We start from the raw sequence: 26312 nt of genomic DNA, 5'->3' as shown, positions 1-26312 counted from the left end.
TGGCGATGGGACAACATGAAATCCAGGGTTTTCCGTGTTTGTCGATCACTCGGCAAAGATAAACCCACACGCCTTTCACTTTCACATTGGTTTCATCCATGCGCCAAGAACGGTCGGCGGGACGCTTTCTATACCGTGCTGATTCGGCAATGAGACCAGTATATCGGCTGACCCAACGGTTCAGCGTAGCATGATCCAGATCAACGCCGCGTTCCGCCATGATTTCTTCCAGATCCCGGTATGACACGCCGTAGCGCAGGCGGAAGAAAACCGCGTGCAAGATCACGTCTTTCGGAAAATGCGCGCCCTTAAATGAGATCGCCACGGGTTGCTCCTGTCATGTCACAGCACGCGTTAACAGAACTGCGTTCAATCTGACAGGTGCGGTAGAGTTTGCGACAGAACCTACGGCGTGTCGCAAACGAGCACATGACAAAAATCACCTTCACGCGCCTACCCGAGATTGCGGTCGAGGATATTGCGGAGCATATGTCCGATCCAGCTCTGGCTCTGCACATGCCTTTGCTCCAAGGCAACTGGGATGAGCGGCGCACAGCTGACTTCGTGGCAATGAGAGAAGCCAAGTGGGCGCAGGACGGGTTGGGCCATTGGGCAATTCTGGCGGACGGCGCGTATGTGGGATGGGGCGGCTTTAAGCGTGAAGGTCCTGACTGGGACTACGGTCTCGTGCTGAAACCCTCGGCCTTCGGGTTGGGGATGAGGATAACCGCTCAAGCGCTGGAGTTTGCGCACGGCGAAGATCGTATCCCATGCGTGACGCTCCTGCTTCCTCCTAGTCGCACAAAATTGGGGGCATTGAAGCGCATGGGCGCAAGGTTTGAGGGCGAGATGACATACGATGGATCGATGTTCCGAAAGTATCGCCTTGTAACCAGTGCCCCTTGAGCCGGCCCATCGCCGACCTTCGATTTGCAATCAGGTTTCAGCGATCGCAACCCGCATTGCAGATGGGGTGGATGGCCCCCCGCTCCCGGCGTCGCAATGCGCCATAGTTCAGGTGTCATGATCTGCGGTTGAGAGGAGCCACCCCCATGCAGGATATCGCCGCTGGCCTGGATTTGACCAAGAACATCTTTCATGTGCACGGCGTCACAGATGACAGGCAAGATGTGTAACCGGCCTTTACGCTGACCTCAGGTCCTAGTGTTTTTCCAGCTTCTTGCGCCATGTTTGGTCGGAATCGAGGCTTGTTCGTCCAGCCACTACTGGGCGTATCGACTTTCGAAACTAGGTCATACAGTCCGGCTGATGCCGCCGACGTACGTCAAACCCTATATATAGCAGCCAATCCGATGCTTTGGATGCAGAAGCGATCTGCGAGGCGGTGACGCAACCGACCATGCGGTTTGTCGAAATCAAATCCGAAGAGCAACAAGCACTTCTATCGTTGCATCAGGCGCGCGACTTCGTCGTTCGTCAGCGCACTCAACTGATCAACATGCTGCGCAGCCTTGCAACTGAGTTCGGCATCACCATTGCGCGCGGAGTCGCCCGCGCCATCGATTTTGCGAAATGGATCGTCAAAGGAGGCCATGCCGAACTGCCTGAGTTGGCTCAAGAATTTCTTCGGGTCCTCAGCCGGCAGTTGATCGACCTGCACAATCGTCTTGGCTGGTACAAGATCACGATGCGCATCAAGGTCAGCGGTCAAAACCGCATAAACAGGCCGGACATAAGACCGCTTCTGAAAAGACACGCAAAACCACATTTAACCCTTTGCTATGCGGGCGCCATCCACACAAGACATTCGCAGTATGCGGATTTCACCTGCAGCCAAACTGACGCTTCGCGCGTCGTTGCAGCTTAACTCTTTGATGGAATAGACATTCACCAACTAAGGTCCTCGTCGTCGGCGCGGATCGCGGCATTGTACGGCTCTGAACCCCTTTTGGACAATGCCGTGCGAGGCACTAGTGGCTGGCAGCAATAACAAAGTTGCGGATGTATATTTTTCTGGACGTCAGATCAGATCAAACTTGCACGATAGGGATGCAAAGTTCTTTTCGCAGCGCATCAAATTCAATGGCTCAAGCTGGCTAATCCATTCTGTTCGAGGTTTCGAGTGTTCGTGATGCGGTATTATTTGCATGCGGTTTGCCACACGGTAGTACTAGGGTGACCCCGTGTGGCATTGCTTTAGGCAATCAGGTTCTGATCGATCACTTCGAACGCAAATTCGTCGACAGTAAACATGGTGTCATCTAACGCTGACAGCTCAACTGCGTCAAAGGTCGTACGCCCAAGCGATCCTGAGAAATCGCCATCGTCAGCATCCGCCACCATGGTGCCGACAAGAACACCGTCATCGTAGAAGGCAACCTCGACTTCACCGCTGCCGTGACTGTCGCCAAAGCTAAAGATGAACTCCACCGCTTCCAGGTCCGTGTCTTCCAGCGCAATTCTGAGGCTTTCGTCACCGTCAACCGATGCGGCATCGCGGCTAAACAACGAGTCGTCGAATGAGAACACGCCAATCGCCCCATGTTTGATCGCAACCAGCTCGAAATTGGTTGGATCGATCGCATCCACTTTGATACCCACATCCGAAAACGTGAGACTGTTGCGCACCGGGCCAAGCCGGTCGACATCCACAACTTCGCCATCGATGCTTTCAAAGGCCTTGGTTTTGAACCAGCGGCCCGCTTCGAACTCAACGGCCAAACTCTGGGTTTCTGGAATGAACAGGCTTGCCACCATGGGATCGTGATCCGAGGCGCGCCCGCTGGTTGCGGCGAACTCCGAATTGACGTGGACGATATCAACCAATGCCCCGGAATGCAGATCCTCGGACACGAGAATATGGTCCAACGACTGGCTGTTGCCCTGAAACTCAAAGCTATAACGTTCGTCTTCCGGAATATCGTTTGTCAGGTTGACGAGGTCGGTATTGGCCTCAAGGTCAGCTACGGGTGAGACAAATTCAAACTCGTTGAAGTCACCCAACACAACAGCATTGGCGCCATCACCCAGCCCGTTGACGAAATCCTGAACGGCCTGGCTCTGGGCCTGGCGCTCATCCAGACTGCCGTTCACATCAACGTCTTCCTGACGGGCCGCAAAGTCCTGTTCGGTTCCCAGAATAGGCGCGGAACCACCTTTGGATGAAAAGTGATTGTTGACCACCGTGACGGTTTCACCGTTGAAGACAAAATCAGCGACCAACGGCAAACGTGCGCCCTCAAAGGCCTCGCCTTCACCTTGGCCGCCGATAGTCTGCACGGATCCTTCCACTAACGAGACACGATCCGGATTGTAGAGAAAGGCGGTGCGGATGTTGCCGCCGGGCTGACCCCCGGATGTTCCGTCCCCGATAAAGGTGTTGTCGATCACCTCATAAGCCGGACCACCCGCCGCCAGGATAGCCGCGGCCAGTTCCGCCAGGGTTTCCGACGCTGAGATGGTTCCGTCATTTTCCGATCCCGAATTGTCCTGCACCTCTTGCAGACCAATGATGTCCGGGCTGTTGAGGTTATTGGTGATCTGCTCGGCAATGGCGGCAAATCGACCGTCGGCAACATCTTGATCGCCGTCGCCATCATTAGGGTCGAGGTTAAGAACATTGTATGTGGCAATCGTCAGCTCATTGTTTGAACTGGCGAGTGTGGTCGTTTCCTGTTCCAACCCGGCTGACTGGATATTCGGTGTAAAATCCTCGGTCGGCAGGATTTCGTAATTTCCGAAACTATAGCCCACCACACCCGTGACGTCGCCAAGGTGATCGCCGACATTCACTGTGGGAAAGTCGAAATCGAAAATCCCACTGTCTTCGTCGATCTGGATTTTCTCAGGATTGAAGTCGTCTGGCGAGATATTGAGCGTTCCGCGCTCTGAAAGACCAGTTGCGCCACTGCCCTGATCGGCAACCGCAAAGATTTCACCGAACCGGCTGGTTCCGCTGACGGCTTGCAGATCGGTGGCGGTCACGCGCATCCCTTCCAGGCTTTCGAAGAAATCGATACCGTCCTGGGTTGGATCGAATGAGGCAAACGCATCATCGTCGATGCTTTGATTTGGAACAGACCGCTCACCCGGATCATTGCCAATCAGAACCGCCTCAGGCAACTCATTGCCCGATGACTGCACCTCAAGGTCGAAAACATCGGTCAGTTGTGTGGTCGGCAGGTTGCGGCTGCTGGTGCCGCCGGGAAAAAACTCGGCAACCGTCCCACCCACAGAAATGGCATCGCCCACGGTGACGGTCGGGTTCGATCCAGTGAACACAAAAATCGCATCCGAGGTCGCATCGTTGCCATCGCCATCAGGGTCCTGCAGATAGAACCCGTTGGAATCCACCGCGGTGACGATGCCGCTGGTTGAAACCATGTCGCCCAGAACACTCGACGGTCCGGCGGGCAGGTTCGCGAAGAAATCCGCAACCGTTTGTCCATCTGCAAGAACAAATTCAGACACGTGGCCCGCGCCCTGGATTTCATAGATCGACACGATTTCAATGTCGCTTGCCGAGATGGACACCTCGACAACAGGGGCCAGAATACCGTCGAATGCGGGATCGTCCGAGGTTACCGTGTGCTGAATGTCCACGACCTCGGCCGCTTCGGGCAAATCGTCGTCAACGGCGGTGACGGCGACTTGTTGAGGCTGGTCAAAGTTGGTTGCGTCAAACACCAGTTCAGTTGGCACGACTTCAAGATCAGCCCCTGCGGCTATGGTGATCGTGACCGGCTGTTCGGGCGCGACTGACAACGTGACTTCATATGTATCTGCCATTCCCCCTTCATCGGTCGTCAGGTCCAAATCATTTATGATGACCGATGGCGAGGGCGCGGCATCCGTGACGGTGAACCCCGCAGGTTCAACATCTTCAATCCTGGTATTGCTGGTTGTCCAGTTGGCCGGGTCGTTGATGGCGGCCTGTAATTCGGCCTTTGTACCGGAAAGCGGGCCGTTATAAACACCGTTGTCGGTTTCGGTGAGGGCAATTGCGCTGGTGCCGACGGTCAACCCCGAGGGCAGTGCAGACGTATTCGACGATGTTGCGTCAGGCTCATATCCGTCCCCATTGAAATGAACCGATGCGACAAAACTGGGCGTGTCGTCGTCACCCTGATACGCGTGGATCTGATCGCCGCTGGCCGAAAAGTTTGGCCCGGTAAATGCGGGGTTTATCACTGTACCCGCAGCGATGTTCGCAGGTGCCGTCCAGACGAATATACCCTCACTGCTGCGAAACCCGCCGGCTGCGAACCAACCGTTATCAGTGAATTTAATCTCGGTTCCGGCTTCGATGTCGGTCAAAGCAACAAATGTGAACTCGTCGGGATTGTCTGAATTGAACCCGGTAAACGCAATGTCACCCGCAGCCAATGTAGTAACCATATGAGCCTCGCTTTTTTGATCTAGTGAAAGAACAGCGCGTCGGTATCCGACTCGCCTCAGCACAACTCACGGTAGCTCAACCTGGAGATGTTAGTTACATGCATGTACGTAGTCGGCCCAATACGGCGGAGCTTTGCCGTCTGAAATCACGGCAAGGTATTTCGATCTGTGTTCTGCAGTCCAACGCTCTTCGATCCGAGCCCAGGGTCTCCGTATTTTCTTGGGATGTCGGCCGGTATCGTCATGTGACTTTTTCGACGTAACTGGCGGGAAACCTTCGCTACCGACGAAATTTTAGTCTGGATGTGACGGCAGAAGGATGGACCAAGCCCTCGTGTAACTGACTTGTTCGAACTGTTGCGCACGGCCCGAACCGGATGAGGTGGATGGCTCCTTTCCTAGCAGTCGATGACAACTGCACTTTGGCACATTCGATGCCGGTGGAGCAGGAGCCACCCACCTCATCCGTTTTGAGCTCAAAGCGAAATATTAGATTCCCCGGCTCTCCCCTGTCATCCGTGATATCGTTTACAGGCTTGCGGTTGGTAAGCGGGGCACAATGGGGGAATTGGGGATGACGAGCGACATTACAGTTGTTGGACTGGGCGCAATGGGAACTGCTCTGGCAACCGCGCTCTTGGACTCCGGGCGTAACGTCACCGTCTGGAACCGCACGCAGGACAAAACGACCTCCTTGGTGGATCGTGGTGCGCGGGTGGCTGATGATTTGGATGAGGCCATTTCGGCAAGCCCCAGGACATTGATCTGCCTTCTCAACTACTCAACCACAAACGCTCTTTTTGATACTCCTCCAGTCTCAAAGGCGGCCGCCGGTAGAAACATTATTCAGCTTGGCACTTCGTCGCCGCAAGAATCAGAGGACAGTAGAAAGCAATTTAACAATTGGGGCGCAGGTTACCTTGACGGCACGATAATGTGTTGGCCAGGCGATATCGGAACGTCAACCGGCCGGATAGCGGTCGCCGGAGACGAAATCGCATTTTCAGATAGCAAGGCAAACCTGGACGTACTCGCCGGCGATTTACGCTACTTGGGTTCCAACGTCCGCTCGGCAGCGACATTGGAGCTTGCGTTTCTTTCGCGACTCCTTGGAATAATTTTTGGGAGTATTCATGGATCGCTCGTCTGCGAAGCAGAGGGATTGCCTGTGTCTGAGTTCACGTCCATCCTTCCCGCAGGTGACAGGGCTATCCCACTTACCGAAGCAATCCATGCAGGTTCCTTCGACGAGATTTCTGGCGGCGGCGCATCAGTTGATGTGGCAGGAGAGGCGGTCACCGGTTTGTACAATCACGCTGTTTCTATGGGTATCAACACTGAACTACCAACTGTAATGCGCAATTGGGTCAAACGTGCGCAGGACGCTGGCTTTGGAAAACAGGAAACTGCAGCAATCATCAAAGCGCTTCGAAAAAATTGAAGCGCCAATTGTCCGCTGCGTCCTGCTTTGCGGCCTTTCCAATTCGCCAGAAAACGTTCATTCAATCTACGCACACTCAAACCTCAGCACGGCCACCCCTTATGCCTCTTCCCACTCCCCATGCCGTCGTATTCGATATGGATGGCCTGTTGCTCGACACCGAGCGTGTATACTTCGAGGGCTTCCGTACAACGCTTGACGCTCTCGGATTGCCGCGTGACGACGACCTGTTCCGTCGGCTAGTCGGCACAAACCGTGCGCTGGGACGCCGACTTTTAACCGAAGGGCTAGCTGGGCGCGTCACGCTGGAAGAATTTGATGCCGTCTGGGACGCCGAAATCGCGCAACGGCTGGCGGATTGCATCCCTGTCAAACCGGGTGCGCGCGCGATGGCAGAACACCTACGCGAGCGGGATATACCTTACATCATCGCCACCAGCACCCAGACAGAAAAGGCGCATCTGCATCTCGAGCGAGCGGGTCTCAGCGCGCTTTTTCGCGACGTAGTAGGCGGCGATCAGGTCGCTGCCAGCAAGCCTGCGCCAGATATCTACCTACATGCCACAGCACGCCTGGGTCAGGATCCGTCAAACTGTGTTGCGTTCGAGGATTCGCCCAACGGCGTCCGCGCGGCCCACGCGGCAGGCCTCATTACGGTGCAAGTCCCCGATATCGTCGCCCCCGACGCCGAACTACGTGCACTCGGGCATCACATCGCCAGCAACATCATCGCCGGGGCCCACGCGGTTGGTCTGATGGCAGTTCCGGAATAGAAAGCTGACCATCGCGCAAATGCAGCGAAAGCGCAGATTGTCCCGCCTACCTGTGAATTTGAGTCGTCTTGATCGCTGCGCTGAGCACGATTGACCGTTCTTCTCGCTGAGTAGCGGCAAGCTGACCAATGCTTGCGCAGCAGTTTTTTTGCTATGTGCTCACGCAGCACAAAACTGCGATGACCGGGTTGGGCTCGCACTGACACCATCGCCGCGATCTGCACCAAAGCTCCTGTAACACCGGGCCACGTTTTGCCTGCGCGTGAGCTATTGGGCGATTTGTCGATGGCAACCGGTGACGCGGAAGGAGCGGCGGAGGCGTATCAGTCCGTTCTAACATCTTCTCCCAATCGTAAACGAAGTATTCTTGGGATGGAGAAGGCGACAGAACAGTCAGTTAAAGCGGGGGTTTAATCCGCAAACAAGTAACGCGTTGACCCGCCCCTTGGAACTGCCACTAGATCAAACGGGGTGTTTGAGTCAGTGCGGCAAAACTGTGTATTGTCCTCTCACACACTATCTTTACCTGGCACCGAGCGTCCCCGAAGTCCGGCGGGTCATAGATCGCACTTACGCGAAACTGACAGAAGCTGGTGAAAACGGCTGAACGGAAGCGTTACAAAACGCCAGAATCCAATATTCGCGTATGTCATTCTGACGCCGTCGAAGTGGTTCAAACCGGAACTTTACATCAGCGGTCAATTTCCTTGATTTCTAGCTTCCAGACGCTCCAGATTTACAACTGTGGAAAGCATTAACCGATCATGGCTCCAATCCTGAGTTTGACGGATTGATGCAGAACCAATGGCAAGGACTGTAGCCAAGGTTAATGTCATCCCGAGAAACGCTGCTGGTAAGTGTGTCGTCGTGATTGGCGCCTCAGTCAGCGCGACTACGCGTTGCCGCAATACATGCTTTGCCTTGGTGCCGTTCACCAAAGCCACGTGAAGAACGCGTGGGTTACTCAATGCGACTGACCGCGCACAATAGTCCAACAGGCAAGCGGTATAGTCTTTTGCGTTGATCCCTTTGCGCGACACAACAGATTGATCACAGGCCAGTTCCCGAAGTCGGTCAAACTGATGCTTCAATACAAGATAAGCCGGGTTCCAGAACAATACTGGTCGCAGGAGTTCGAAGCCCAATTCCCACTCCACATCCCTAGCACGGATATGCTGGAACTCATGAGCCAGCGCGAACCGGAGTTCGGCTGGCGCGTTCAACAGATGGCTGGGCAAAACGACATGCCGGCGACGCAAACCCCGCACGGCAAAGGGCACGGTTACACGGTCGGACAGGCGAATATCTACATTCGATGAGCGGCGCCAAAGGAAGCTGGATTTTACAGCCTTACGAATAGCCCAAGCATCGCGCATTACCCTGATCGCCAACATTGCCGAAATCAGCGCCAGCGCGATCGAAGCGTAGGTTACAAAGGCATTGTTGCCGGACAATACGTGATCAATCCATCGCTCGCGGCTATTCAGCAGCGCTTCGAATTGCGCTGCTGGCATAGCGATGTCGCCGCGCAAGTAGGCGGCAACAGCAATGTCACCCAATGCCACTGCACGTCCCGGCCAAACCAGACCGGCAATTGTCGAAACACCCAGTGCCAAAAACGGGCTCAGTACAACACAAATGCATAGCGTCTTGAGGGAACGGAGTTGCGCAACAAAGCCATATCGCATCGATGTACGACCCAACGCCGCGCGGGCAGCCAGCCAAATTAACGCTGACAATCCAAGCACAATATTGAACTCGAGAAACGCGTCGAGAACCGGTTTAACCGCCGTCATTTTGCAGTCTCCTCTCTACCAGTGCTCGAATTTCCTCCAGATCATCTTCTGTCAGCCCCGCATCGTCGACCAGCCTTGCAACCAACGTTGCGGGGGTGTCGTCGAACAACGTTCGGGAAAGATTTTGCAGCGAACGCGACTGATACCTGTCTTTTTCCAGAAGTGGCCGATACGTCAGCGACTTGCCGTTTTTCTCGCTTTCTACAAATCCCTTTTCATCGAGGATGCGCAAAATTGTTGCGCCGGATGTGTAGGCCAGATTTCGATCCGGCGGCAAACGATCAAGAACGTCACGGACCGAGCCCTGACCCAGCGCCCAGAGCTCGTTCATGAACTCCAGCTCTACTTCAGTCAGTAAGTTTGTTGTTTTTTTCTTTCGCATCAGTCTCGGTGTCGCCATTTTTTAGTATGCCTGACAGACAAGCATCCTTTCGCAGTTTCGCAAAGCTTAAACTTTCCAGAAGACGAAGATGCCCCAACCGATGGACAAAAACAGCGGCGTCCAAACCGGTTGCCCAACCAATCCGAGCCAGGCCAGAAAGATGTAGGCAGCCCCGAGAAGCGTGATGAAGAGACGATCGCCGAGCGTGGTGGTCAGACCCAATACGCCGCGCCGCTCAATCCCGTCGCGATATTTGAAGCCTTCGAGAACGCCAATCAGCGCGATGGCTGAGAATATCCCAACGAAAACTGCAAGTGTCGCAGGCGTCCAGGCCATCCAAAAATCGGGCCACAAAGGGTTGGTCCAGGAAAATCCCTTTTCCTCTTGTTGGCCAACGTTGCCCCATCCGGTCTGAGCCTGAGCCAAGGTTGTCGTAGGTAGGAAGGGGAGGATGAGAAGAAGTTTACGCATATCGAACCTCACACACGACCCATCGCGAAACCGCGCGCGATGTAGTTGCGGACAAACCAAATGACGATGGCTCCGGGGATGATAGTCAGGGTTCCGGCAGCGGCCAGCAGGCCCAGCTCGTACCCGGCGCTGGAGGCAGTACGCGTCATGACGGCCGCGATGGGTTTAGCCTCCACCGCAGTCAGGGTCTTAGCCAACAGCATCTCGACCCACGAAAACATGAAACAGAAGAAGGCCGCGACACCGACACCCGCTTTGATGTTCGGCAGGAAAATCGTCACGAAGAAACGTGGGAACGAATAGCCATCCACATATGCGGTCTCATCCAGTTCTTTGGGAATGCCGCGCATGAAACCTTCTAGGATCCAAACAGCCAACGGCACGTTGAACAGTGTATGGGCAAGTGCCACGGCCAGATATGTGTCGAACAATCCGATAGACGAGTACAGCTGGAAGAAAGGCAGCGCAAACACCGCAGCCGGAGCCATACGGTTGGTCAGCAGCCAAAAGAACAGCTGCTTGTCACCAAGGAACCGATAGCGCGAGAACGCATAAGCGGCGGGCAAGGCCACACAAACGGAAAGCACCGTGTTGATTGTCACGTAGGCAATCGAATTTATGTAGCCCCAATACCACGTCGGATCTGTGAAGATGGTGATGTAATTCTCCAGCGTGAAGGTCTGCGGGAACAGGGAAAAGCCCGACAGAATCTCGTTCGTGGTCTTGAAGGACATCGCCACCAGCCAATAGATCGGCAGCATCAGAAACGCGATATAGAGGATTGGGATAAGGGACCGCTTCTTCATTGCGCGTCATCCTTTGTCATCAGAGTGTAGAAGACCCAAGACACCAGCAGCGTGATGGCGAAGTAGATCAGGCTCATCGCGGCTGCAGGACCAAGGTCGAACTGTCCCAGAGCGATCTTCACAAGGTCGATCGACAGCAAGGTGGTTGAATTGCCGGGGCCGCCGCCGGTCAGAACGAAGGGCTCGGTATAGATGTTGAAACTGTCCATGAACCGCAGCAGTACTGCGATGGTCAGGACTGTTTTCATCTTGGGCAGCTGAATATAGCGGAACACCGACCACGGGCTGGCGCCGTCAATCTTGGCGGCCTGATAATAGGCGTCCGGGATCGACACGAGGCCAGCATAGCAGAGTAGTACGACCAATGAAGTCCAGTGCCAGACATCCATGATGACGACCGTGATCCACGCCGACAGCGGCTGCTGCGTCATGTCATAGTTGATGCCCAAAACGTCATTTAGGAAATAGCCCAGCAAGCCGATCTTGGGCAGGGTAAAGATATTCCACATCGACCCGACTACATTCCACGGGATCAGCATCGGCAGAGCCATGAGAACCAGACAAACAGGAACCCAGAACCCTTTGCGCGGCATCGACAGGGCCACAATAATGCCAAGCGGCACCTCAATCAGCAGGATCAGGAAGGTGAACAGGAACTGCCGTCCCAGCGCGGCCTGGAAGCGATCCGAGCGCAGGATCTGTTCGAACCAGCCCAGACCCTCCCAGAAGAATTGGTTGTTGCCGAAGGTCTCTTGCACTGAGTAGTTTACCACCGTCATCATCGGCACCAGCGCGTTGAACGCGACGAGTGCCAGCACCGGCAAGACAAAGAACCATGCCTTTTGGTTTTCCGTTCTCATTGTGCCCGCTCCTCGCTTGCGATCCAGCCGTCGCGATAGACGCGCGATTGTTCTGATTTGAATTGCAGGAAAACCTGCGAGCCCGGCTCAGGCACGCTGTTTTCGGTCACGGCCTTCAGGGCGGTATTGCCGACCATTGCGCTGACCACGTAGTGGCGGCCGATATCCGAAACCTTGGTCACATGCGCCGGAATGCCGGTGTCGCCGAAGCCAACATATTCTGGGCGGATACCCAAATCGGTGCGGCCCCCCTCGCCGTGGGTCGGACCCTCCAGCATCACCTCGTGGCCTTCGAACACCGCGCGGTCGCCCTTGGCCTCACACGGTAGAACATTCATGCCGGGTGATCCGATGAAGTGGCCGACAAATGTGTGTTGGGGGCGCTCGAACAGTTCAACCGGCGTTCCGATCTGCACCACCTCGCCTTCCTGCATCACAACCACCTCGTCCGCGAAGGTCAAAGCTTCGGTCTGGTCGTGGGTCACGTAGATCATCGTGGCCTGCACACGCTGGTGCAGCTCTTTCAGCTTGGACCGCAGCTTCCATTTCAGATGGGGATCGATCACAGTCAGCGGCTCATCGAACATCACCGCGTTCACGTCATCACGGACCAGACCGCGCCCCATCGAGATCTTCTGCTTGTTATCCGGGCTCAGACCCGAGGCACGGGTATTCAGCATATCCGTGACGTCCAGCATCTCGGCAATCTCATCGACGCGACGTTTGATCGTCGCCGCATCAACACCTCGGTTTTTCAGCGGAAACGCCAGGTTCTCGCCTACTGTCATCGTGTCGTAGATTACCGGGAACTGGAATACTTGCGCGATATTACGCTGGTCAGGCGGCAGAGCCGTCACGTTGCGATCATCGAAAAGGATCTGGCCCTCGGACGGCATCAACAAGCCCGAGATGATGTTCAACAACGTGGACTTCCCGCACCCTGATGGCCCCAACAGGGCATATGCCCCACCATCACGCCATGTCACGTCGATTTCCTTCAGTGCATAGTCTTCCGGACCTGCCGGCGTCGGCATGTAGCTGTGTTTTAGGTTTGAAAGCTTGATCTGTGCCATGTCAGGCTACCCTTTTGCCGTCTTGGCCGAAATACCGGCAATGGGCCGGGTTCATGAAAAAACGGTGGTCTTCGCCCACCTGATATGGGTGTACACCAGCTGCCAAAGAGACCCACGCATCGTCCCCATGCTGGAAATGAGCGCTGGAATCCGACCCTGACAATTCGGTTACAATCACCCGACCGGTCAGCTCCACATCGGCATCCGAGGTGCGGATTGGTGTCACTCGGTGCGGCCGCACTGCGACCATGTACTCGCCATCGGTCATATCCGCGACCTGCCAGCCACCTCCACCCGCCAATCGCGCTTGTGCGCCGGACACGGTGACGCGAGCCACATTGATCGGCGGATCTGAGAACACGCGCGCAGCAGCAATATTCTCGGGGTTGCGATAGATATCAGCCGTCGGGCCGAATTGCGTAACCCGACCGTCTTCCATAAGGGCGGTATATCCACCCAAAAGCAGCGCCTCTTCGGGTTCCGAGGTGGCGTAAACCACCACCGCCCCACGACCGGCAAACAGGTCGGGTAGCTGTTCACGCAGTTCTTCGCGCAGTTTGTAATCCAGGTTGGCCAACGGTTCATCGAGGAACACGGCTCGGCTTTCTTTTGCGATGGCTCGGGCCAACGCGGTACGTTGTTGTTGGCCGCCTGACAGCTCATGCGGTCGGCGATGCAACATCGGGCGCAGCTGCAGCAAGTCGGCGGCCTCTTCCACGCGTCCTTCAATCTCGGATTTCGCCATCCCTGCCACACGCAAAGGCGAGGCAATGTTGTCAAAGACAGTCATATGCGGGTAGTTCACGAAGAACTGGTGCACGAGGCTGATCTGCCGCTTTTGCGTGTTCAGCCTTGTGACGTCCTGCCCGTCCATCAGCACCTTGCCCGAGGCGATCGGGTCTAGCCCGGCCATCATCTTGATCAGAGAGGTTTTGCCCGATCCCGTCGCGCCCAGCAGCACATTGAAATGGCCGGTTTGCAGCGTCAGGGTCGTGGGCTTGATATGGATAACGTTGCCAACGCGTTTGGTGGCATCTTGTAGTTCGATCATGTCCGTGGATTCCGGTTCTTCAGTGCGTCGCACTGGTCTTGAGGTGGGGATGCCTAAAGCGGCATCCCCGGGTTTCAATGGCTTATTGAGACTGCCAGCGTTGAACCAGTTCGTCATAGTTGACGGTCTGACCCTGCGGCTTTTCGTTCTCGAGCTTGGCTTTGGGCGAGCCTGCTTTTTCCAACCAGAACGACGCATCCTGCGGCTCGTTCAAGCGGGGACCACAGCCACCGTAAACACCGGCGCTTTCATCTGCGGCCTGCATCCGAGCCATGGTGATGTCCATCTCTTCAGCCAGACGGTCCATCGCCTCTTGCGGGGTGAATGCGCCCGAGTTCACGTCACCGATCTGCTGCCACCAGATCTGGGCCAGCTTCGGATAATCCGGCACGTTGATGCCGGTCGGCGACCATGCCACACGGTCAGGCGAGCGATAGAATTCGACCAGACCACCCAGTTTGGGTGCGCGTTCGGTGAAGCTCTCGTGGTTGACCGAGCTGTCGCGGATGAAGGTCAGACCCACGTGTGACTTCTTCACATCGACCGTCTTGGACGTCACGAACTGAGCGTAGAGCCAAGCTGCCTGAGCACGATCCGCTGGGGTCGATTTCAGGAACGTCCAGGAACCCACGTCCTGATATCCAACCTTCTGGCCTTCTTCCCAATAGGGGCCATGCGGGCTGGGCGCCATCCGCCACAACGGTGTGCCTTCGTCATCAACGGTGTTGTTGCCTTCGGACTTCGGCTTGACCATGTCGGCGGTAAAGGCGGTGTACCAGAAGATCTGCTGGGCCACGTTGCCCTGGCTAAGCGCTGGCAGCGACTGGTAAAAGTCATAAGACGCCGCACCCGGAGGAGCGTAGTTCCGCAGCCATTCGTCCCACTTACGGATCGCATAGACCGCAGCCGGGCCGTTAGCAGCACCGCCGCGCGATACCGAAGCACCGACCGGGTTACAGGTGCCAGCTTCCATACGGATGCCCCATTCGTCGACCGGGATACCATTGGGTTCGCCCACATCGCCAGCACCAGCCATCGACAGCCAGGCGTCGGTCATACGCCAGCCCAGGTCAGGCGCGCGCTTGCCGTAATCCATGTGGCCATAGATCGTGGTGCCGTCGACTTCTTTCACGTCGTTGGTGAAGAAATCGGCGATGTCTTCGTAAGCAGACCAGTTGACTGGAACACCCAGATCATAGCCGTACTTTTCCTTGAAGGCGGCTTTGTTGGCCTCATCATCGAACCAGTCCTTGCGGAACCAGTAGAGGTTGGCGAACTGCTGGTCGGGCAGCTGATACAGCTTGCCGTCCGGACCGGTGGTGAACTGAATGCCCATAAAGTCATCCAGATCCAGCGTCGGCGAAGTCGACGCCGCCCAATCACCGCCCATCATGTCGGTCAGCGGATAGGCCAGTTGAAGACGCGAGTGCGTGCCGATCAGGTCGCTGTCATTGACATAGCCATCATACAGGTTCCGACCTGTCTGAAGCTGAGTCTGAACAGCCTGAACCACTTCGCCCTCACCGAGGATCTGGTGATTGACCTTGATACCGGTGATTTCCTCGAACGCCTTGGTCAGAACCTCGGATTCGTAGGAATGTGTCGGGATGCCTTCGGACAGGACGTTGATTTCCATGCCAGCATAAGGCTGTGCAGCTTCAATGAACCACTGCATTTCCGACATCTGTTCGTCTTTCGACAAGGTCGATGGCTGGAATTCGTCGTCGATCCAACGTTGTGCTGCGGCTTCGTCGGCCCAAACGGGACCGTGCCCCGCAATGACGGCAGCAGCCGCCACTGCGGAAAGTAGATGTCTCCGCATCTCTTTCCTCCCAAAAAATTATGGTTTTCCGGCGCAAACCGGATAGCAGACAGCATCAGCGATTTTTTGCGCACCTGTCAAACTAAATTTTTAGTAATTAAATGAGGCCCCTGGAAGCAATTGAATTTTTTAACTTTTTCTGCAATTCATGAACTACAAGTGGACGGTATTTCATCTTAGGCCTGAGGATGCGTGCAGGACACTCGTATTGCTAGTGTTCATGCGCGTCAGAGCCTGATTCCTTCCTGTGACGCTGACAGCCGCTTCTAATTTAGAAGACTTGTTGAGTCCCGGTGGAACAAATCACCAGATGTTCTAACAACCTACCTACCACATCGGTCTTTTCGCGTTGTCATATATTACGGCCGACAATTGGAGGCTAAATCAATATAGTTTTGGTTTTGTTACACCCATCCTTGAAATTCTAGATGAAAGTCAACTTCGTTTCTTACAGCGTTTACCATTACTTTGGGTCAAAACTCGGATCAGGAGGTACACTGTGACAAACTTATTGGTCGCATCGAATGTCGGCTTTCACATGACACACATATGAAACAAGAGAGCGAAGCGAATATCTTGTGTGGATGGCTCCTGCATAGCAAATCCTTTTTGATCTGATTTGTGCATTTGTCAGAAGCAGTCATGTGTCCTGCCTGTTTGCGCGGTTTTGACCGCTAGCCCTGATGGGTTCCGCAAACCAAGTTCCTATCAGCTTTACGGACTATTATGCTCGCGCCATTCGGCGGAGTTTCTTGGCTTTGGCGGCAGACTTATGCACCATCATCTCGCGGGTCTTGCTAACTCGATGTTCCTTTCGTCTCAGGCTACAGCGCGTGGGCTGTAAAGTTCGTTGCGGGTGAGCACTGCCCGGACGATCCGGGCAGTCTTATTAGCCATTGCGACAGTTGCGACCAGCGCAGGTATGCGTTCGAGTTGTGATGTCAGCCACTTGCTGGCGCGTTCAGGGTGTGACCGTGTCTGTCGGACTAATGATGTCATGCCGACGACAAGCAAAGATCGCAGATACTGATCGCCCACCTTGGTGATCCGCCCCAGCTTCTCCTTGCCGCCGCTGGATTTGTTTGCGGGGGTCAAACCCAACCAGGCAGCAAATTCCCTGCCGTTTCGGAACTGATGCCCATCGCCGATGCTGGCGATAATCGCAGAGGCCGTTACCGCACCGATGCCCGGGATTGTGCGCAACAAGCGCACCCGTTCATCTTCTTTGGCCACTTGCTTCAGGCGTCCTTCGTACCAGCGGACCCTTTTATGCAAAGCCATGAGTTGTTCGCACAGATTGTGGATCACTTCATTGGCGATGTCGGGCAAATCGAGAACCTCACCAAGTGTGATATCCTCAGAAAAGCTGATCACCCGGACGAGACCTCTTGGAATGAAGATGCCAAACTCAGCAACCAAGCCACGCAGATTGTTGATGAGTTGCGTTCTCTGGCGCACCAGAAGATCGCGGGCACGATGGAGTGACAGCAGAGATTGTTGTTCGACCGTTTTGGTGGCCACAAAGCGCATGGTCGGTCGGGTCACAGCCTCGCAGATGGCCTCGGCATCGATGGCATCCGACTTTCCACGTTTGACGTATGGCTTTACATACATCGGCGGGATCAGTCGAACCTCGTAACCCATTGCAGTAAGTTCGCGGGCCCAATGATGCGCACTACTGCACGACTCCATGCCGATTAAGCAGGGGCCCGGTTTTGCAAAGAACGACAGAAATTGCGCTCGTCGCAATGGCTTGGTGAACACGACTTCTTCGGTCGCGGTGATCCCGTGGACTTGGAAACGTTCTTGGCCAGATCAACGCCAATTGTGGCGACTTGCATGGGGTGGCTCCTCTCATAAGCAGATCTTGACACCCCCATTATGGCGCATTGCGACGCCGGTTGGAGCAGAAGCCATCCACCCCATCAGATTTGGGCCGCTCGTGGCAGTATTTTCAATTGCAACAAGGTTCGGCCAGAGGTGGGCTACAACGTTCAATTCCGAACCCGCTACTTCCGGCCCGGTCGCTATTAAGCCTTTGCGGACGCCAGCCGTTCCATAGCACTTTTGAGGGGCATTGCCCGTACTCCCCCCGGCCCCGGCACTTCCTTCCCGTCCGCATAGACAAGTATGCGTTCTGAGACGTCCAAATCTTCTGTCGCGATGTGAAATCCGCGCGTCACCCTGGCAGATGTCGGCCGTTTGATCTCTATGGCCCAGAGGGCGCCTCGGGGAAGCTTCAACATCAAATCAACCTCAGCGCCTGCGGAAGAGCGATAGAAGCTTGCTTCAGTTCCGCGTGCCGCAGCGGCGATCAGGCTCTCGATACAGAAGCCTTCCCAACTGCCTCTGACAACCGGATCCCGGTGGATCAACCCTAACCCAAATCGAGGCCTTCAAAACCTCCGATTGAAGCGTCGCGATCATTCATACCGGATAACAACCTGATCGAGCAGGATTACAGGTTCATCAAGCGTCGCATATGCCACATGTGCGGGTTCAAGTCGTTCGCTTCAGCGGCCGCAACGCTCGGCGGAATCGAAGTGTCGCACATGATCCGAAAGGGCCAACTTACGCCCGAACTTTGTCCATTTCAGCAGTTCGCTGAGCTCGCCACCTGACTCACAAGCGATTGCTCAAACAACTCAACGGGCTCAAATCTTGGCGACAAAACCGATCGATGTCACTGTGCCCTTAATTACTGGACGCAGAAACATTGCCGGACATTTGGTCCGATTTTGTGCCTTTAATTCTCGTATATCCACAGGATAGCGGCGATTTTTTGCAACGGTGCGATCCGCACATCCGAGCAATTCCGCACTGTCCACAACACTTTCTAATCGGGCGCCAAATTTGGCGATACATCCCGTTGCGACAAGGAGAAGGCTTCTTCCCCTTGTCGCGGTTGGTTCAGATCAACCATCTCATTCGATTAAAATTTGATGCTGCCCTTGATAAAGGCGCTGTTGATGCGTGTATTGTCCGAGAACCGGCCCCGATATCCAAGCTGAATGGATTTTTCGCCTTGGGTAAAGAACGTCACGCCCGCTTCGACATCGGCAAACAAGTTGTCGGCATCTGTCGAGTTGGTGAAATCAGGTCCATCGCCAAGACGAGCCGTCACGGTTGTATCCGTATTGTTGAAATACGTCGCCCCGATTTTTCCGTATGCACGCAACGCCAGATTTTCGCGGATCTGCCGGTCCTGACCGAACTCCAGTGACGGGCTGACCGAGAAATAGGTCTCGCTGTTGGCGTCCAAGGACAGGCCCGTTGCTGACGTCCCGGATTCCGTGAATCCGTCACGCTTAACGCGCGTCAGGTTCAAATCCAGCATAGGCTTGAGATAACCCGAGCTGCGTTCAATCAGATATGCCGCTCGTACCTGTGCCGACAGATAATCGACGTCGTAGTTCGATGTGTTCGATGCGTTGAGGCCGCCGAACGTGACGGAACGCGTCGTGTCGAAATCGCCCACACCGCCAGCGATTGCCCCGGACAAGGCAAACCGCCCGAACGTGCGCTTCAGGCTCAGGCCGACCGAATACGAGTCAAAATCACTATCGACGCCGGACGTTGAGGAGATATCGCCAGATTCGTACGCCAGTGCAAACCCGGCAAACCAATCGGGCCGGAACTCAAGCTGACCACCGACGCTGATCCCGTAGGACCGGCTGTCGTAACCGACAGAATCCGACGTTCCATCCTGATCGAAATGCCGGGTCTGAGGCCGTGCCCAGAAACAGCTGCCTTCCGAGATGGCGGCGTATTCTACGCCGGTCACTTGGCACGAAAACAGCTGATTGGTGAAGTTCTGAGCGTTGACCAATGCCGCGCTTTCACTGCTGAGAAGTCCCGCCGCGCCAAGTTGGTCATACGCTTCTTTCAATTCATCGGCGTTAGACACTTCGTTAAGCAGGGCGTTGGTTACCGGGGCAATGTTCTCATCCCCGTCTTCAAAGGCCGCATCAATTGCATTGGCGGTGTTGCGCTGATTGGCGTTCAGCCCAGCGCCAGGAGCGGCGAAGTTTACGTTGGTCGCCAGGACCACGTCATTTGCATTGGGAAACCGCAGTTCAGCCTGCAGGATTGGGCTGATGGAGAAACCATTCAGAGTCACACCTTCGTTCGCCGTGCCACCTTCCGCAGTCAAAATTGTGAATTGCTGGGACCGGGCCGACCCGTTCAATACGTTGACGTCGACGGTACCGTTCAAGGCTGCGGTTTCTGAAACGTTCAAGCGGTCCGCCGCGCCGCTATCCAGGTCGAGATCGACGGCGAAGCGGCCACTTTCCCCCTGCACCAGTCGGCCTGTCACACTCGTGGTTGCGATCGTTCCCCGCCCACCCGGAGACAGCACCCCGTCATTGGTCAAAGTGTTTCCTGCACCCAGATTGACAACGCCACCAGTGTTGAAAGTACTGCCAGCCTGGTTGTTGAAAGCATTTGTACCTTCGCCCAGCATAATAGCACCGTTGGCTGTTGCGGTCAGTGTTCCGAAATTGTTGATCGTAGTGTTACCAGCGCCTCCGATCACAGCAGATCCACCCAGCGACGACAGGACAACCTCACCCGCCGTATTCAGAACATTCGTTGCACCCGCAGCCGAGTCAAAACGTATGGCCGAACCATCACCTGAGCCACCTTGGACAGTTGCACCATTGATGGAGACAGTGGACGTATTCATAGCTGAGCCTGTGACACGGATACCGCTGGCGCGTGCGCCCTCTGCCGAAATGTTGTCGCCGACTCGGATCGCAGTGTTCCCCCGGCCAGGGTTTTGAACTTCAATCCCGTTTGATTGGTCGCCGCGGGTCAAGATTTCGCCGGTGGACTCGATTTCAACAGTTACGGCGGTGTCACTTTCAATTTCGATGCCACGGATTTCCGCAACAATCCCGTTGGCGTCGACCCCAGCGGTTTCAATCCTGCCCGTATTGTTAACAGCAACATTCCCGACACCAGCTTCCTTGCCCGCTCCGATCCCATTCGCAGACCTTCCTGCAGTAGTGATCGCACCATTAGACTGGATTTTCACTTCCCCATCGCCGTTCAAACCAATCCCGACAATACCAGTGGATGCCTCTGCCTGTGTGGCGATAACGCTGTTCGAAGTAATGACCGTATCGCCCCCCTCAACGTTCAAAACCGTGACGCCGGAAGAAGATTCACCTCTTGTTGTGATATTCCCGCTGGTATCGATCTCAACGTTCCCAGTGCCCGATTTACGGACGAGAATTCCTAACGCGTTGGCACCGGCCGTCGTGATGTTCCCGGTTGCAATGAGTCCGACATTATTGTCGGCATCGGGGCTAAACGAATTGATGTCGATTCCCCTCGCCGCATCGCCCTGCGTTTCGATATTTGCAGCCACATCGACAGAAATGTCCCCGACACCTTGCGTGCGCTCGGCCATGATCCCGTCGCCATTGTTGCCCGAGGTTCTGATTTCACCCAACGCACGGATCGCAATGTCGCCCGAGCCTCCCTGCTGTTGGGCACGAATTCCGTTCGCGTCTGCCCCCGATGTCGAAATGGTTCCGGTCGAGGTAATTTCGATTTCTCCGTTTCCGGAGCGGGTCGCAAGAATACCAACACCAGAGTTATTCCGGGTTGTGATGTTTCCTTGTGACGTGACCAAAATGTTACCATCAACGTTCCGCAACATTTGGGCCTCTATGCCTTGGTTCGCAGCCACGATGTTGCCGGTTTGAGTAATGTTGATGTCGCCGTTGCCATCGTAGCGAGTAACAGAAATGCCGCTGTTTGACTCCGATGTAATATCGCCATTGGATTGGATGGTAACACTGTCACCGTCGGTCAAAACAGAAATTGCTTCCTGACGGGAAGTCAGGTCGCCAGTACTGACAATCTCAATGTCTCCCGTTGAATGCAAGTCGACGAACACGGCATTACTTCTTGCGGAGATATCACCGGTGTTTGTTATCGTGACGTTGCCGTCGCCCTCGCCTTCGTCGGGAACGAGCGCACTGATTCCGTCCCCTTCGGCAGTGATTGTTCCGTTCGATGAGATTGTAATATCACCGGTTGTTTCAGCGTCGATCCCGTTATCTCCAGCGGTGACGTTTCCGGTCGATGTGATTGTGATATTGTCAGTTGCGGCAGCTTCAATTCCTCCGCCGCTTGCGCGTATCTGTCCGGTTGAAGTGATGGAGATGCTGCCGTCTTCGGTGGTGCCATCCAATCCGTCATTCCTGTTGGTCGTAACATCGCCCGTTGATTCAATCGTGATGTCTCCTGCACCATCGATGTCCACCTCAATCCCATCCTGATTTGAAGTGATATTGCCGGTGGATCTTACTGTGATATCGCCATCCCCATCGACGTCAATTCCGATGGCTTCTTCACCCGCACCGGTCTGGGTTGAGAGATTTCCGACCGAGGCGACCGTTACATTCCCATCCTCAACATCAATTTCAATCGCGTGGCCGTTCTGGGACGCAATATCGCCCTGTGATGTTACAGACACATCGCTGGCGTCGGCGCCAATGAGAACGCCATTCGCGTACGCATCGATATTCCCTTCCGAGGCGATCGTTACGTTGCCTTCACCGTTGGCTCTGACTTCGATCGCATCTGCGCCTTCGCTGCGGGTGGTGATATCCCCGGTCGAAGTTACGGCAACAGTGCCGCTTCCGTCTTCGTTAACGAGGATCCCGTCGGAGTCCGTGCCCTGTGTGGTAATGTTCCCTGCAGATGTGATCTGCACATTGTTGCGCGACGTGGCGGTCTCAGAATTCGCGAAAATACCAGCGGAGGCGTCGCCAGTCGTGTTGATATTGCCGGTCGAGGAGATGCTGATATCTCCGTCGGCATCTCCCAAATTCTCTGCACGGATCGCATGTGCCTCTGAGCCGGCCGTCGACAAGTTACCGGTTGAGTTAATTTCGATTGCCCCGAGTTCACTTTGGACAGCACGAATGCCGCTCGCAAGGTCTTGCTGGGTTGTGATATTCCCTTGCGAAGTGATCAAGATATTGCCAACGGCACCCGGATTGAGCTGGGCATCGATGCCTGTTCCTGCGGCCGCGATGTTGCCGGTTTGGGTGATGTCAATGTTGCCGTCACCATCGGAGCGAAACACGACAATACCCCTGGCCCGTTCTGACGTAACATCACCTGTGGATTGAAGGGTGACATTGTCACCGTTGGACAGAACAAAAATTGTCTCGGCGCGCGAACTCAGGTTGCCATTGTTTGCAATCTCAACATCGCCCGTGCCATTCAGATTGACGTTCAAAGCATGATTGATTGCATCAATGTCGCCATTGGTATTTATCCTCACATTGCCATCAACGTCGCTGTCGCCAGAAACATTGGTTTCAATTCCGCTTCCTCTTGCGCTGATGTCTCCGGTCGATGAGATCGAAATATTGCCGGCCGCGTCAGCTTCGATTCCGTTATCATTCGCACGTATTGTCCCAGTCGAAGTGATGGAGATACTGCCGTCTTCGGTGGTGGCATCCAATCCGTCATTTGTATTGGTCGTAACATCGCCTGTTGATTCAATGACGATGTTTCCAGTTCCATCGACGTCCACCTCAATACCATCCTGATTTGAAGCGATATTGCCTGTGGACCTGACGGTGATATCGCCGTCCCCGTCGACGTCAATCCTGATGGCTTCTTCACCCGCACCAGTCTGGGTTGACAGATTCCCGACCGAGTCGACCGTTACATTCCCATCCTCAACGTCAATGTCGATCGCTTCGTCTCGCACGGATGCAACATCACCCCGAGAGGTAAGTGTTACGTTGCCTGCGTCTGTACTAAGTCTGATACTGTCCCCGTTCGCATTGACGTCGCCGGTTGAGGAAACGCTAATATTGCCGTTGGGACCTTGGTGTTCCACGATTATCCCGGGGGTGTTAAGACCAGATGTAATGATCCCGCGCGACCCGGTCGTATCCGCGTTCAATGTAAGATCCCCGGCTTCGGAAACGAAAGAGATTCCGACAACTCCGGTCGCCGGAGTTATTCCCTCTGGGTCAACATTATTCACATTCAACGTTTCAACCGGTTCTGCAACCGAGATTCCTGCCTCTAGGTCTCCGCTACAATTTACGGTTGTTCCGCTGGTCGTACATTGAGGGTCGCCGGGAACAACCTGGGCCTGAACGTCAGCAGGCATTGCCAGCGATGCAACACCAGCGGCTGAACCGATCAGCGCTGATTTGATGATTTTTCTGTCTATTTTGACAATTTTTCGGCGAAGTGCGATTGCACGGCGACGAGCCTTACGGTTACCGACCATTATTTCTCTACTTTTTTGCTGTTGGTCAGCCTTATCAGGACCTGACCGGATCGATGACAATTGAAGCCAACCTTTGATTGAGGTCGGTTTTGGCGTCATCTACTTTGATGTGTTTGAAAGACTATCTATTGCAGATACCAGCTCACCCTCAGCGCCCAAGAAATTGGTGCTGCTTGAACTGTGCGTGCGCTGCACGGAGCCTTCGATACCGTGATAACTTTAAAAGTTACCCAACCAATTACATACTCATCCCAGTTTCCTTGCCTAACCAGGTCGACATAAGGCCCCACTCATGCCGCCCCAAAACCATTCTCAATCAACACCCAGATTCTCTTTCTTTCGAAGAGCGACTATCGGACCCTTAAACTTTTGGTCAATAAATCAACATGTATGGTTTCGATACACATAGCCTATCGCCAATGGCAATCTATAGCGAAGGCGGTGACTGACATGACCCGTTTTCCCTGAGAACTTTTACAAAAGCCGCCCCTGCCGGAGAGTGCCGCCGACCAGACACGGCAAGCACGGATGTAAGGCAAGTGACGTCCAGATCCGCCACGGGCATAGAGCAAACCTCAGGTGGACAAGGTGCGCCTTCGGGTAAGAAAGCCACGCCAAGGTTTGCACTGAGAAAGCTCATGGTATCGCATCTCGAAGTCATGGTGTGGACCTTTCCCGGCGAAACACTCGCCTCATGGAACCGCGTCAGCAGCTTTTTGTCGTAGTCGCTGAAAGGTTCCAGCAAAAGAGCTTCGTTCCCCAACATGTTGAGAGAAAACCTGTTCAAATCAGAAAACCGGCTCTTTACAGACATAAACGCGAAAATTCGTTCCTCAACCCGGCTGAGTGTTTCGAAACGCTCCCAATGTCCGTCACGACCTGTCGCAACAGCAAAATCTAGGTCGCCATACTCAAGCGCACTAAACACAGCGTCGCGACTGTCACGCACGATAGTCAGCTCTGCTGCCGCAATATCTGACACTAGGGTTTGAATAGCTCCGACGATCCTATCCGCTTCGACGGCGCGCGTCATACCAATGCGAATAGATGCCCGATCACCCTGAGAAAAATCTTCCGCCAGTCGCATTGCTTGCAATGCACCCTCATAGCATTTTTGGAGCACTGGATACATCATCTGACCCAGTTCGGTCAGATGTGTCCGTGCGCGCTCTCTCCGAAACAGATCTCCACCAAGCTGTTCCTCAAGGCGCTTTATTCCACGGGTTAGCGAGGGTTGCGAAACGTCGCATTTTTTTGCTGCCTTTGTGAAATTGAAGGTTTCACAAACCGCAAGATAGTATTTGACCTGATTCAGTTCCATTTTGCCTTGAAGTTGATTCAAACCTGCTGGTTAATAAGTCCTAGGTGACGCCAAAATTTGCCTCAAGCCCAGGACATCCGAACTTACATTAACGTGATGAAACCGTGAGCAACGGAGCACTCGAGCCGTTCAAATCCGGGCCCTCCGGAACGGATCTATTGCGAACTTTTTACTGTTTGCGCTCCTAAGTGCCTCGAGTGAATGGCTATCAAAATTTTGATGTCGAATGACTGTTCAGGGCCTCTTTCAAAGGCGCACAGTATCCGAAGGATGTGATCCTCTTCGCCGTCTTCCTACATGCCCGTTACTGTATGTCATTTCTCGATTTGGAAGGGTTCTGTCGCAAGTTCCTTAAGCACTCTGTTTGAATTGAAACTTTTTTGATTCCGGCGATCCGAGTTTCAACTTGGGAGTGCAGAAAAGATGGTTTCATTCAAAGGTGTGCACTTCCCAAGGACGTAATCTTACATGCGGTCTGGTTCTGTCGCAAACTCTACCGCACCTGTCAGATTGAACGCAGTTCTGTTAACGCGTGCCGGGACATGACAGGAGCAACCCGTGGCGATCTCATTTTAGGGCGCGCATTTTCCGAAAGACGTGATCTTGCACGCGGTTTTCTTCTGCCTGCGCTACGGCGTGTCATACCGGGATCTGGAAGAAATCATGGCGGAACGCGGCGTTAATCTGGATCATGCTACGCTGAACCGTTGGGTCAGTCGATATACTGGTCCCATTGCCGAAGCAGCACGGTATAGAAAGCGCCCCGCCGACCGTTCGTGGCGCATGGATGAAACCAATGTGATAGTGAAAGGCGTGTGGGTTTTTCTTTGCCGAGTGACCGACAAACACGGAAAACCCTGGATTTCATGTTGTCCCATCGCCG

The 26312-nt window shown here is 54.6% G+C and carries 15 protein-coding genes and 5 pseudogenes; 6 read left to right on the top strand and 14 right to left on the bottom strand.

The window, feature by feature from the left end; all coding sequences use genetic code 11:
* Positions 1–325 (bottom strand): annotated as a pseudogene (locus AC2FGC_RS23325) (IS6 family transposase); the annotation flags it as partial.
* Between the two features lie 104 nt (positions 326–429).
* Here AC2FGC_RS23325 and AC2FGC_RS23320 point away from each other — a divergent pair.
* Together AC2FGC_RS23320 and AC2FGC_RS23315 are read left to right on the top strand one after the other, a co-directional pair.
* Complete coding sequence (locus tag AC2FGC_RS23320) at positions 430–906, top strand: GNAT family N-acetyltransferase (protein ID WP_496727478.1); 477 nt, start codon at positions 430–432, stop codon at positions 904–906.
* A gap of 146 nt (positions 907–1052) precedes the next feature.
* Positions 1053–1660: pseudogene (locus tag AC2FGC_RS23315) on the top strand (IS110 family RNA-guided transposase); the annotation flags it as partial.
* 497 nt (positions 1661–2157) lie between these two features.
* Here the strand turns inward: AC2FGC_RS23315 and AC2FGC_RS23310 are convergent.
* Positions 2158–5358 (bottom strand): DUF8508 domain-containing protein, encoded by a 3201-nt coding sequence (locus AC2FGC_RS23310; RefSeq protein ID WP_496783588.1) that lies wholly within the window; start codon positions 5356–5358, stop codon positions 2158–2160.
* Positions 5359–5932: 574 nt separating this feature from the next.
* On the opposite strand from AC2FGC_RS23310, the gene AC2FGC_RS23305 reads away from it, so the two are divergent.
* Positions 5933–6799, top strand: coding sequence for an NAD(P)-dependent oxidoreductase (locus AC2FGC_RS23305; protein ID WP_496727480.1), 867 nt, complete (start codon positions 5933–5935; stop codon positions 6797–6799).
* A gap of 101 nt (positions 6800–6900) precedes the next feature.
* Positions 6901–7572, top strand: a complete 672-nt coding sequence (locus AC2FGC_RS23300; protein ID WP_496727481.1) for an HAD family hydrolase — start codon at positions 6901–6903, stop codon at positions 7570–7572.
* A 698-nt stretch (positions 7573–8270) separates the two neighbouring features.
* Here AC2FGC_RS23300 and AC2FGC_RS23295 read toward each other — a convergent pair.
* The 10 genes and pseudogenes from AC2FGC_RS23295 to AC2FGC_RS23250 all read right to left on the bottom strand — a co-directional run bounded on the left by AC2FGC_RS23295 (position 8271) and on the right by AC2FGC_RS23250 (position 18208).
* Positions 8271–9368 carry a M56 family metallopeptidase gene (locus AC2FGC_RS23295; RefSeq protein ID WP_496770633.1) on the bottom strand — a complete coding sequence of 366 codons (1098 nt, stop codon included), beginning with the start codon at positions 9366–9368 and terminating at the stop codon, positions 8271–8273.
* Entirely contained in the window at positions 9355–9750 is a 396-nt protein-coding gene (locus tag AC2FGC_RS23290) for a BlaI/MecI/CopY family transcriptional regulator (protein WP_170559558.1), read from the bottom strand. The genes AC2FGC_RS23295 and AC2FGC_RS23290 overlap by 14 nt, the downstream gene beginning before the upstream one ends.
* A 66-nt stretch (positions 9751–9816) precedes the next feature.
* Entirely contained in the window at positions 9817–10221 is a 405-nt protein-coding gene (locus AC2FGC_RS23285; protein ID WP_496727483.1) for a DUF2160 domain-containing protein, read from the bottom strand.
* Between the two features lie 8 nt (positions 10222–10229).
* On the bottom strand, positions 10230–11027 hold the full coding sequence (locus AC2FGC_RS23280) for a carbohydrate ABC transporter permease (RefSeq protein WP_058274621.1): 798 nt from the start codon (positions 11025–11027) through the stop codon (positions 10230–10232).
* A complete protein-coding gene (locus AC2FGC_RS23275) occupies positions 11024–11887 on the bottom strand; it encodes a carbohydrate ABC transporter permease (RefSeq protein WP_058274620.1) in 864 nt (287 codons plus the stop codon). Before AC2FGC_RS23275 ends, AC2FGC_RS23280 begins: the two co-directional genes overlap by 4 nt.
* Complete coding sequence (locus AC2FGC_RS23270; RefSeq protein ID WP_496727484.1) at positions 11884–12960, bottom strand: ABC transporter ATP-binding protein; 1077 nt, start codon at positions 12958–12960, stop codon at positions 11884–11886. The genes AC2FGC_RS23275 and AC2FGC_RS23270 overlap by 4 nt, the downstream gene beginning before the upstream one ends.
* Position 12961: 1 nt before the next feature.
* Positions 12962–14011, bottom strand: coding sequence for an ABC transporter ATP-binding protein (locus tag AC2FGC_RS23265; RefSeq protein WP_496741774.1), 1050 nt, complete (start codon positions 14009–14011; stop codon positions 12962–12964).
* Between the two features lie 82 nt (positions 14012–14093).
* Complete coding sequence (locus AC2FGC_RS23260) at positions 14094–15833, bottom strand: ABC transporter substrate-binding protein (RefSeq protein ID WP_496783586.1); 1740 nt, start codon at positions 15831–15833, stop codon at positions 14094–14096.
* An 819-nt stretch (positions 15834–16652) separates the two neighbouring features.
* Positions 16653–17674, bottom strand: a pseudogene (locus tag AC2FGC_RS23255) (IS110 family RNA-guided transposase).
* Positions 17675–17863: 189 nt separating this feature from the next.
* The gene (locus tag AC2FGC_RS23250) at positions 17864–18208 is read right to left on the bottom strand and encodes a DUF4143 domain-containing protein (protein ID WP_496727487.1); all 345 of its coding nucleotides are present in this window, start codon (positions 18206–18208) and stop codon (positions 17864–17866) included.
* 63 nt (positions 18209–18271) lie between these two features.
* On the opposite strand from AC2FGC_RS23250, the pseudogene AC2FGC_RS23245 reads away from it, so the two are divergent.
* A pseudogene (locus AC2FGC_RS23245) lies at positions 18272–18454 on the top strand (DDE-type integrase/transposase/recombinase); the annotation flags it as partial.
* A 311-nt stretch (positions 18455–18765) separates the two neighbouring features.
* Here the strand turns inward: AC2FGC_RS23245 and AC2FGC_RS23240 are convergent.
* Entirely contained in the window at positions 18766–24108 is a 5343-nt protein-coding gene (locus AC2FGC_RS23240) for an autotransporter domain-containing protein (RefSeq protein WP_496783584.1), read from the bottom strand.
* A 427-nt stretch (positions 24109–24535) separates the two neighbouring features.
* Positions 24536–25429 carry a LysR family transcriptional regulator gene (locus AC2FGC_RS23235; protein ID WP_496727489.1) on the bottom strand — a complete coding sequence of 298 codons (894 nt, stop codon included), beginning with the start codon at positions 25427–25429 and terminating at the stop codon, positions 24536–24538.
* A gap of 597 nt (positions 25430–26026) precedes the next feature.
* Here AC2FGC_RS23235 and AC2FGC_RS23230 point away from each other — a divergent pair.
* Positions 26027–26312 (top strand): annotated as a pseudogene (locus AC2FGC_RS23230) (DDE-type integrase/transposase/recombinase); the annotation flags it as partial.

Source organism: Ruegeria sp. CDSC054, from assembly GCF_059610645.1.
Note: the sequence above shows the minus strand (reverse complement) of the source record. Positions and strands in the feature narration are given on the sequence as shown.

Coding starts and splice junctions, on each gene's coding strand:
- AC2FGC_RS23320 (WP_496727478.1), top strand. CDS start 430: ATGACAAAAATCACCTTCACGCGCCTACCCGAGATTGCGGTCGAGGAT.
- AC2FGC_RS23310 (WP_496783588.1), bottom strand. CDS start 5,358: ATGGTTACTACATTGGCTGCGGGTGACATTGCGTTTACCGGGTTCAAT.
- AC2FGC_RS23305 (WP_496727480.1), top strand. CDS start 5,933: ATGACGAGCGACATTACAGTTGTTGGACTGGGCGCAATGGGAACTGCT.
- AC2FGC_RS23300 (WP_496727481.1), top strand. CDS start 6,901: ATGCCTCTTCCCACTCCCCATGCCGTCGTATTCGATATGGATGGCCTG.
- AC2FGC_RS23295 (WP_496770633.1), bottom strand. CDS start 9,368: ATGACGGCGGTTAAACCGGTTCTCGACGCGTTTCTCGAGTTCAATATT.
- AC2FGC_RS23290 (WP_170559558.1), bottom strand. CDS start 9,750: ATGCGAAAGAAAAAAACAACAAACTTACTGACTGAAGTAGAGCTGGAG.
- AC2FGC_RS23285 (WP_496727483.1), bottom strand. CDS start 10,221: ATGCGTAAACTTCTTCTCATCCTCCCCTTCCTACCTACGACAACCTTG.
- AC2FGC_RS23280 (WP_058274621.1), bottom strand. CDS start 11,027: ATGAAGAAGCGGTCCCTTATCCCAATCCTCTATATCGCGTTTCTGATG.
- AC2FGC_RS23275 (WP_058274620.1), bottom strand. CDS start 11,887: ATGAGAACGGAAAACCAAAAGGCATGGTTCTTTGTCTTGCCGGTGCTG.
- AC2FGC_RS23270 (WP_496727484.1), bottom strand. CDS start 12,960: ATGGCACAGATCAAGCTTTCAAACCTAAAACACAGCTACATGCCGACG.
- AC2FGC_RS23265 (WP_496741774.1), bottom strand. CDS start 14,011: ATGATCGAACTACAAGATGCCACCAAACGCGTTGGCAACGTTATCCAT.
- AC2FGC_RS23260 (WP_496783586.1), bottom strand. CDS start 15,833: ATGCGGAGACATCTACTTTCCGCAGTGGCGGCTGCTGCCGTCATTGCG.
- AC2FGC_RS23240 (WP_496783584.1), bottom strand. CDS start 24,108: ATGGTCGGTAACCGTAAGGCTCGTCGCCGTGCAATCGCACTTCGCCGA.
- AC2FGC_RS23235 (WP_496727489.1), bottom strand. CDS start 25,429: ATGGAACTGAATCAGGTCAAATACTATCTTGCGGTTTGTGAAACCTTC.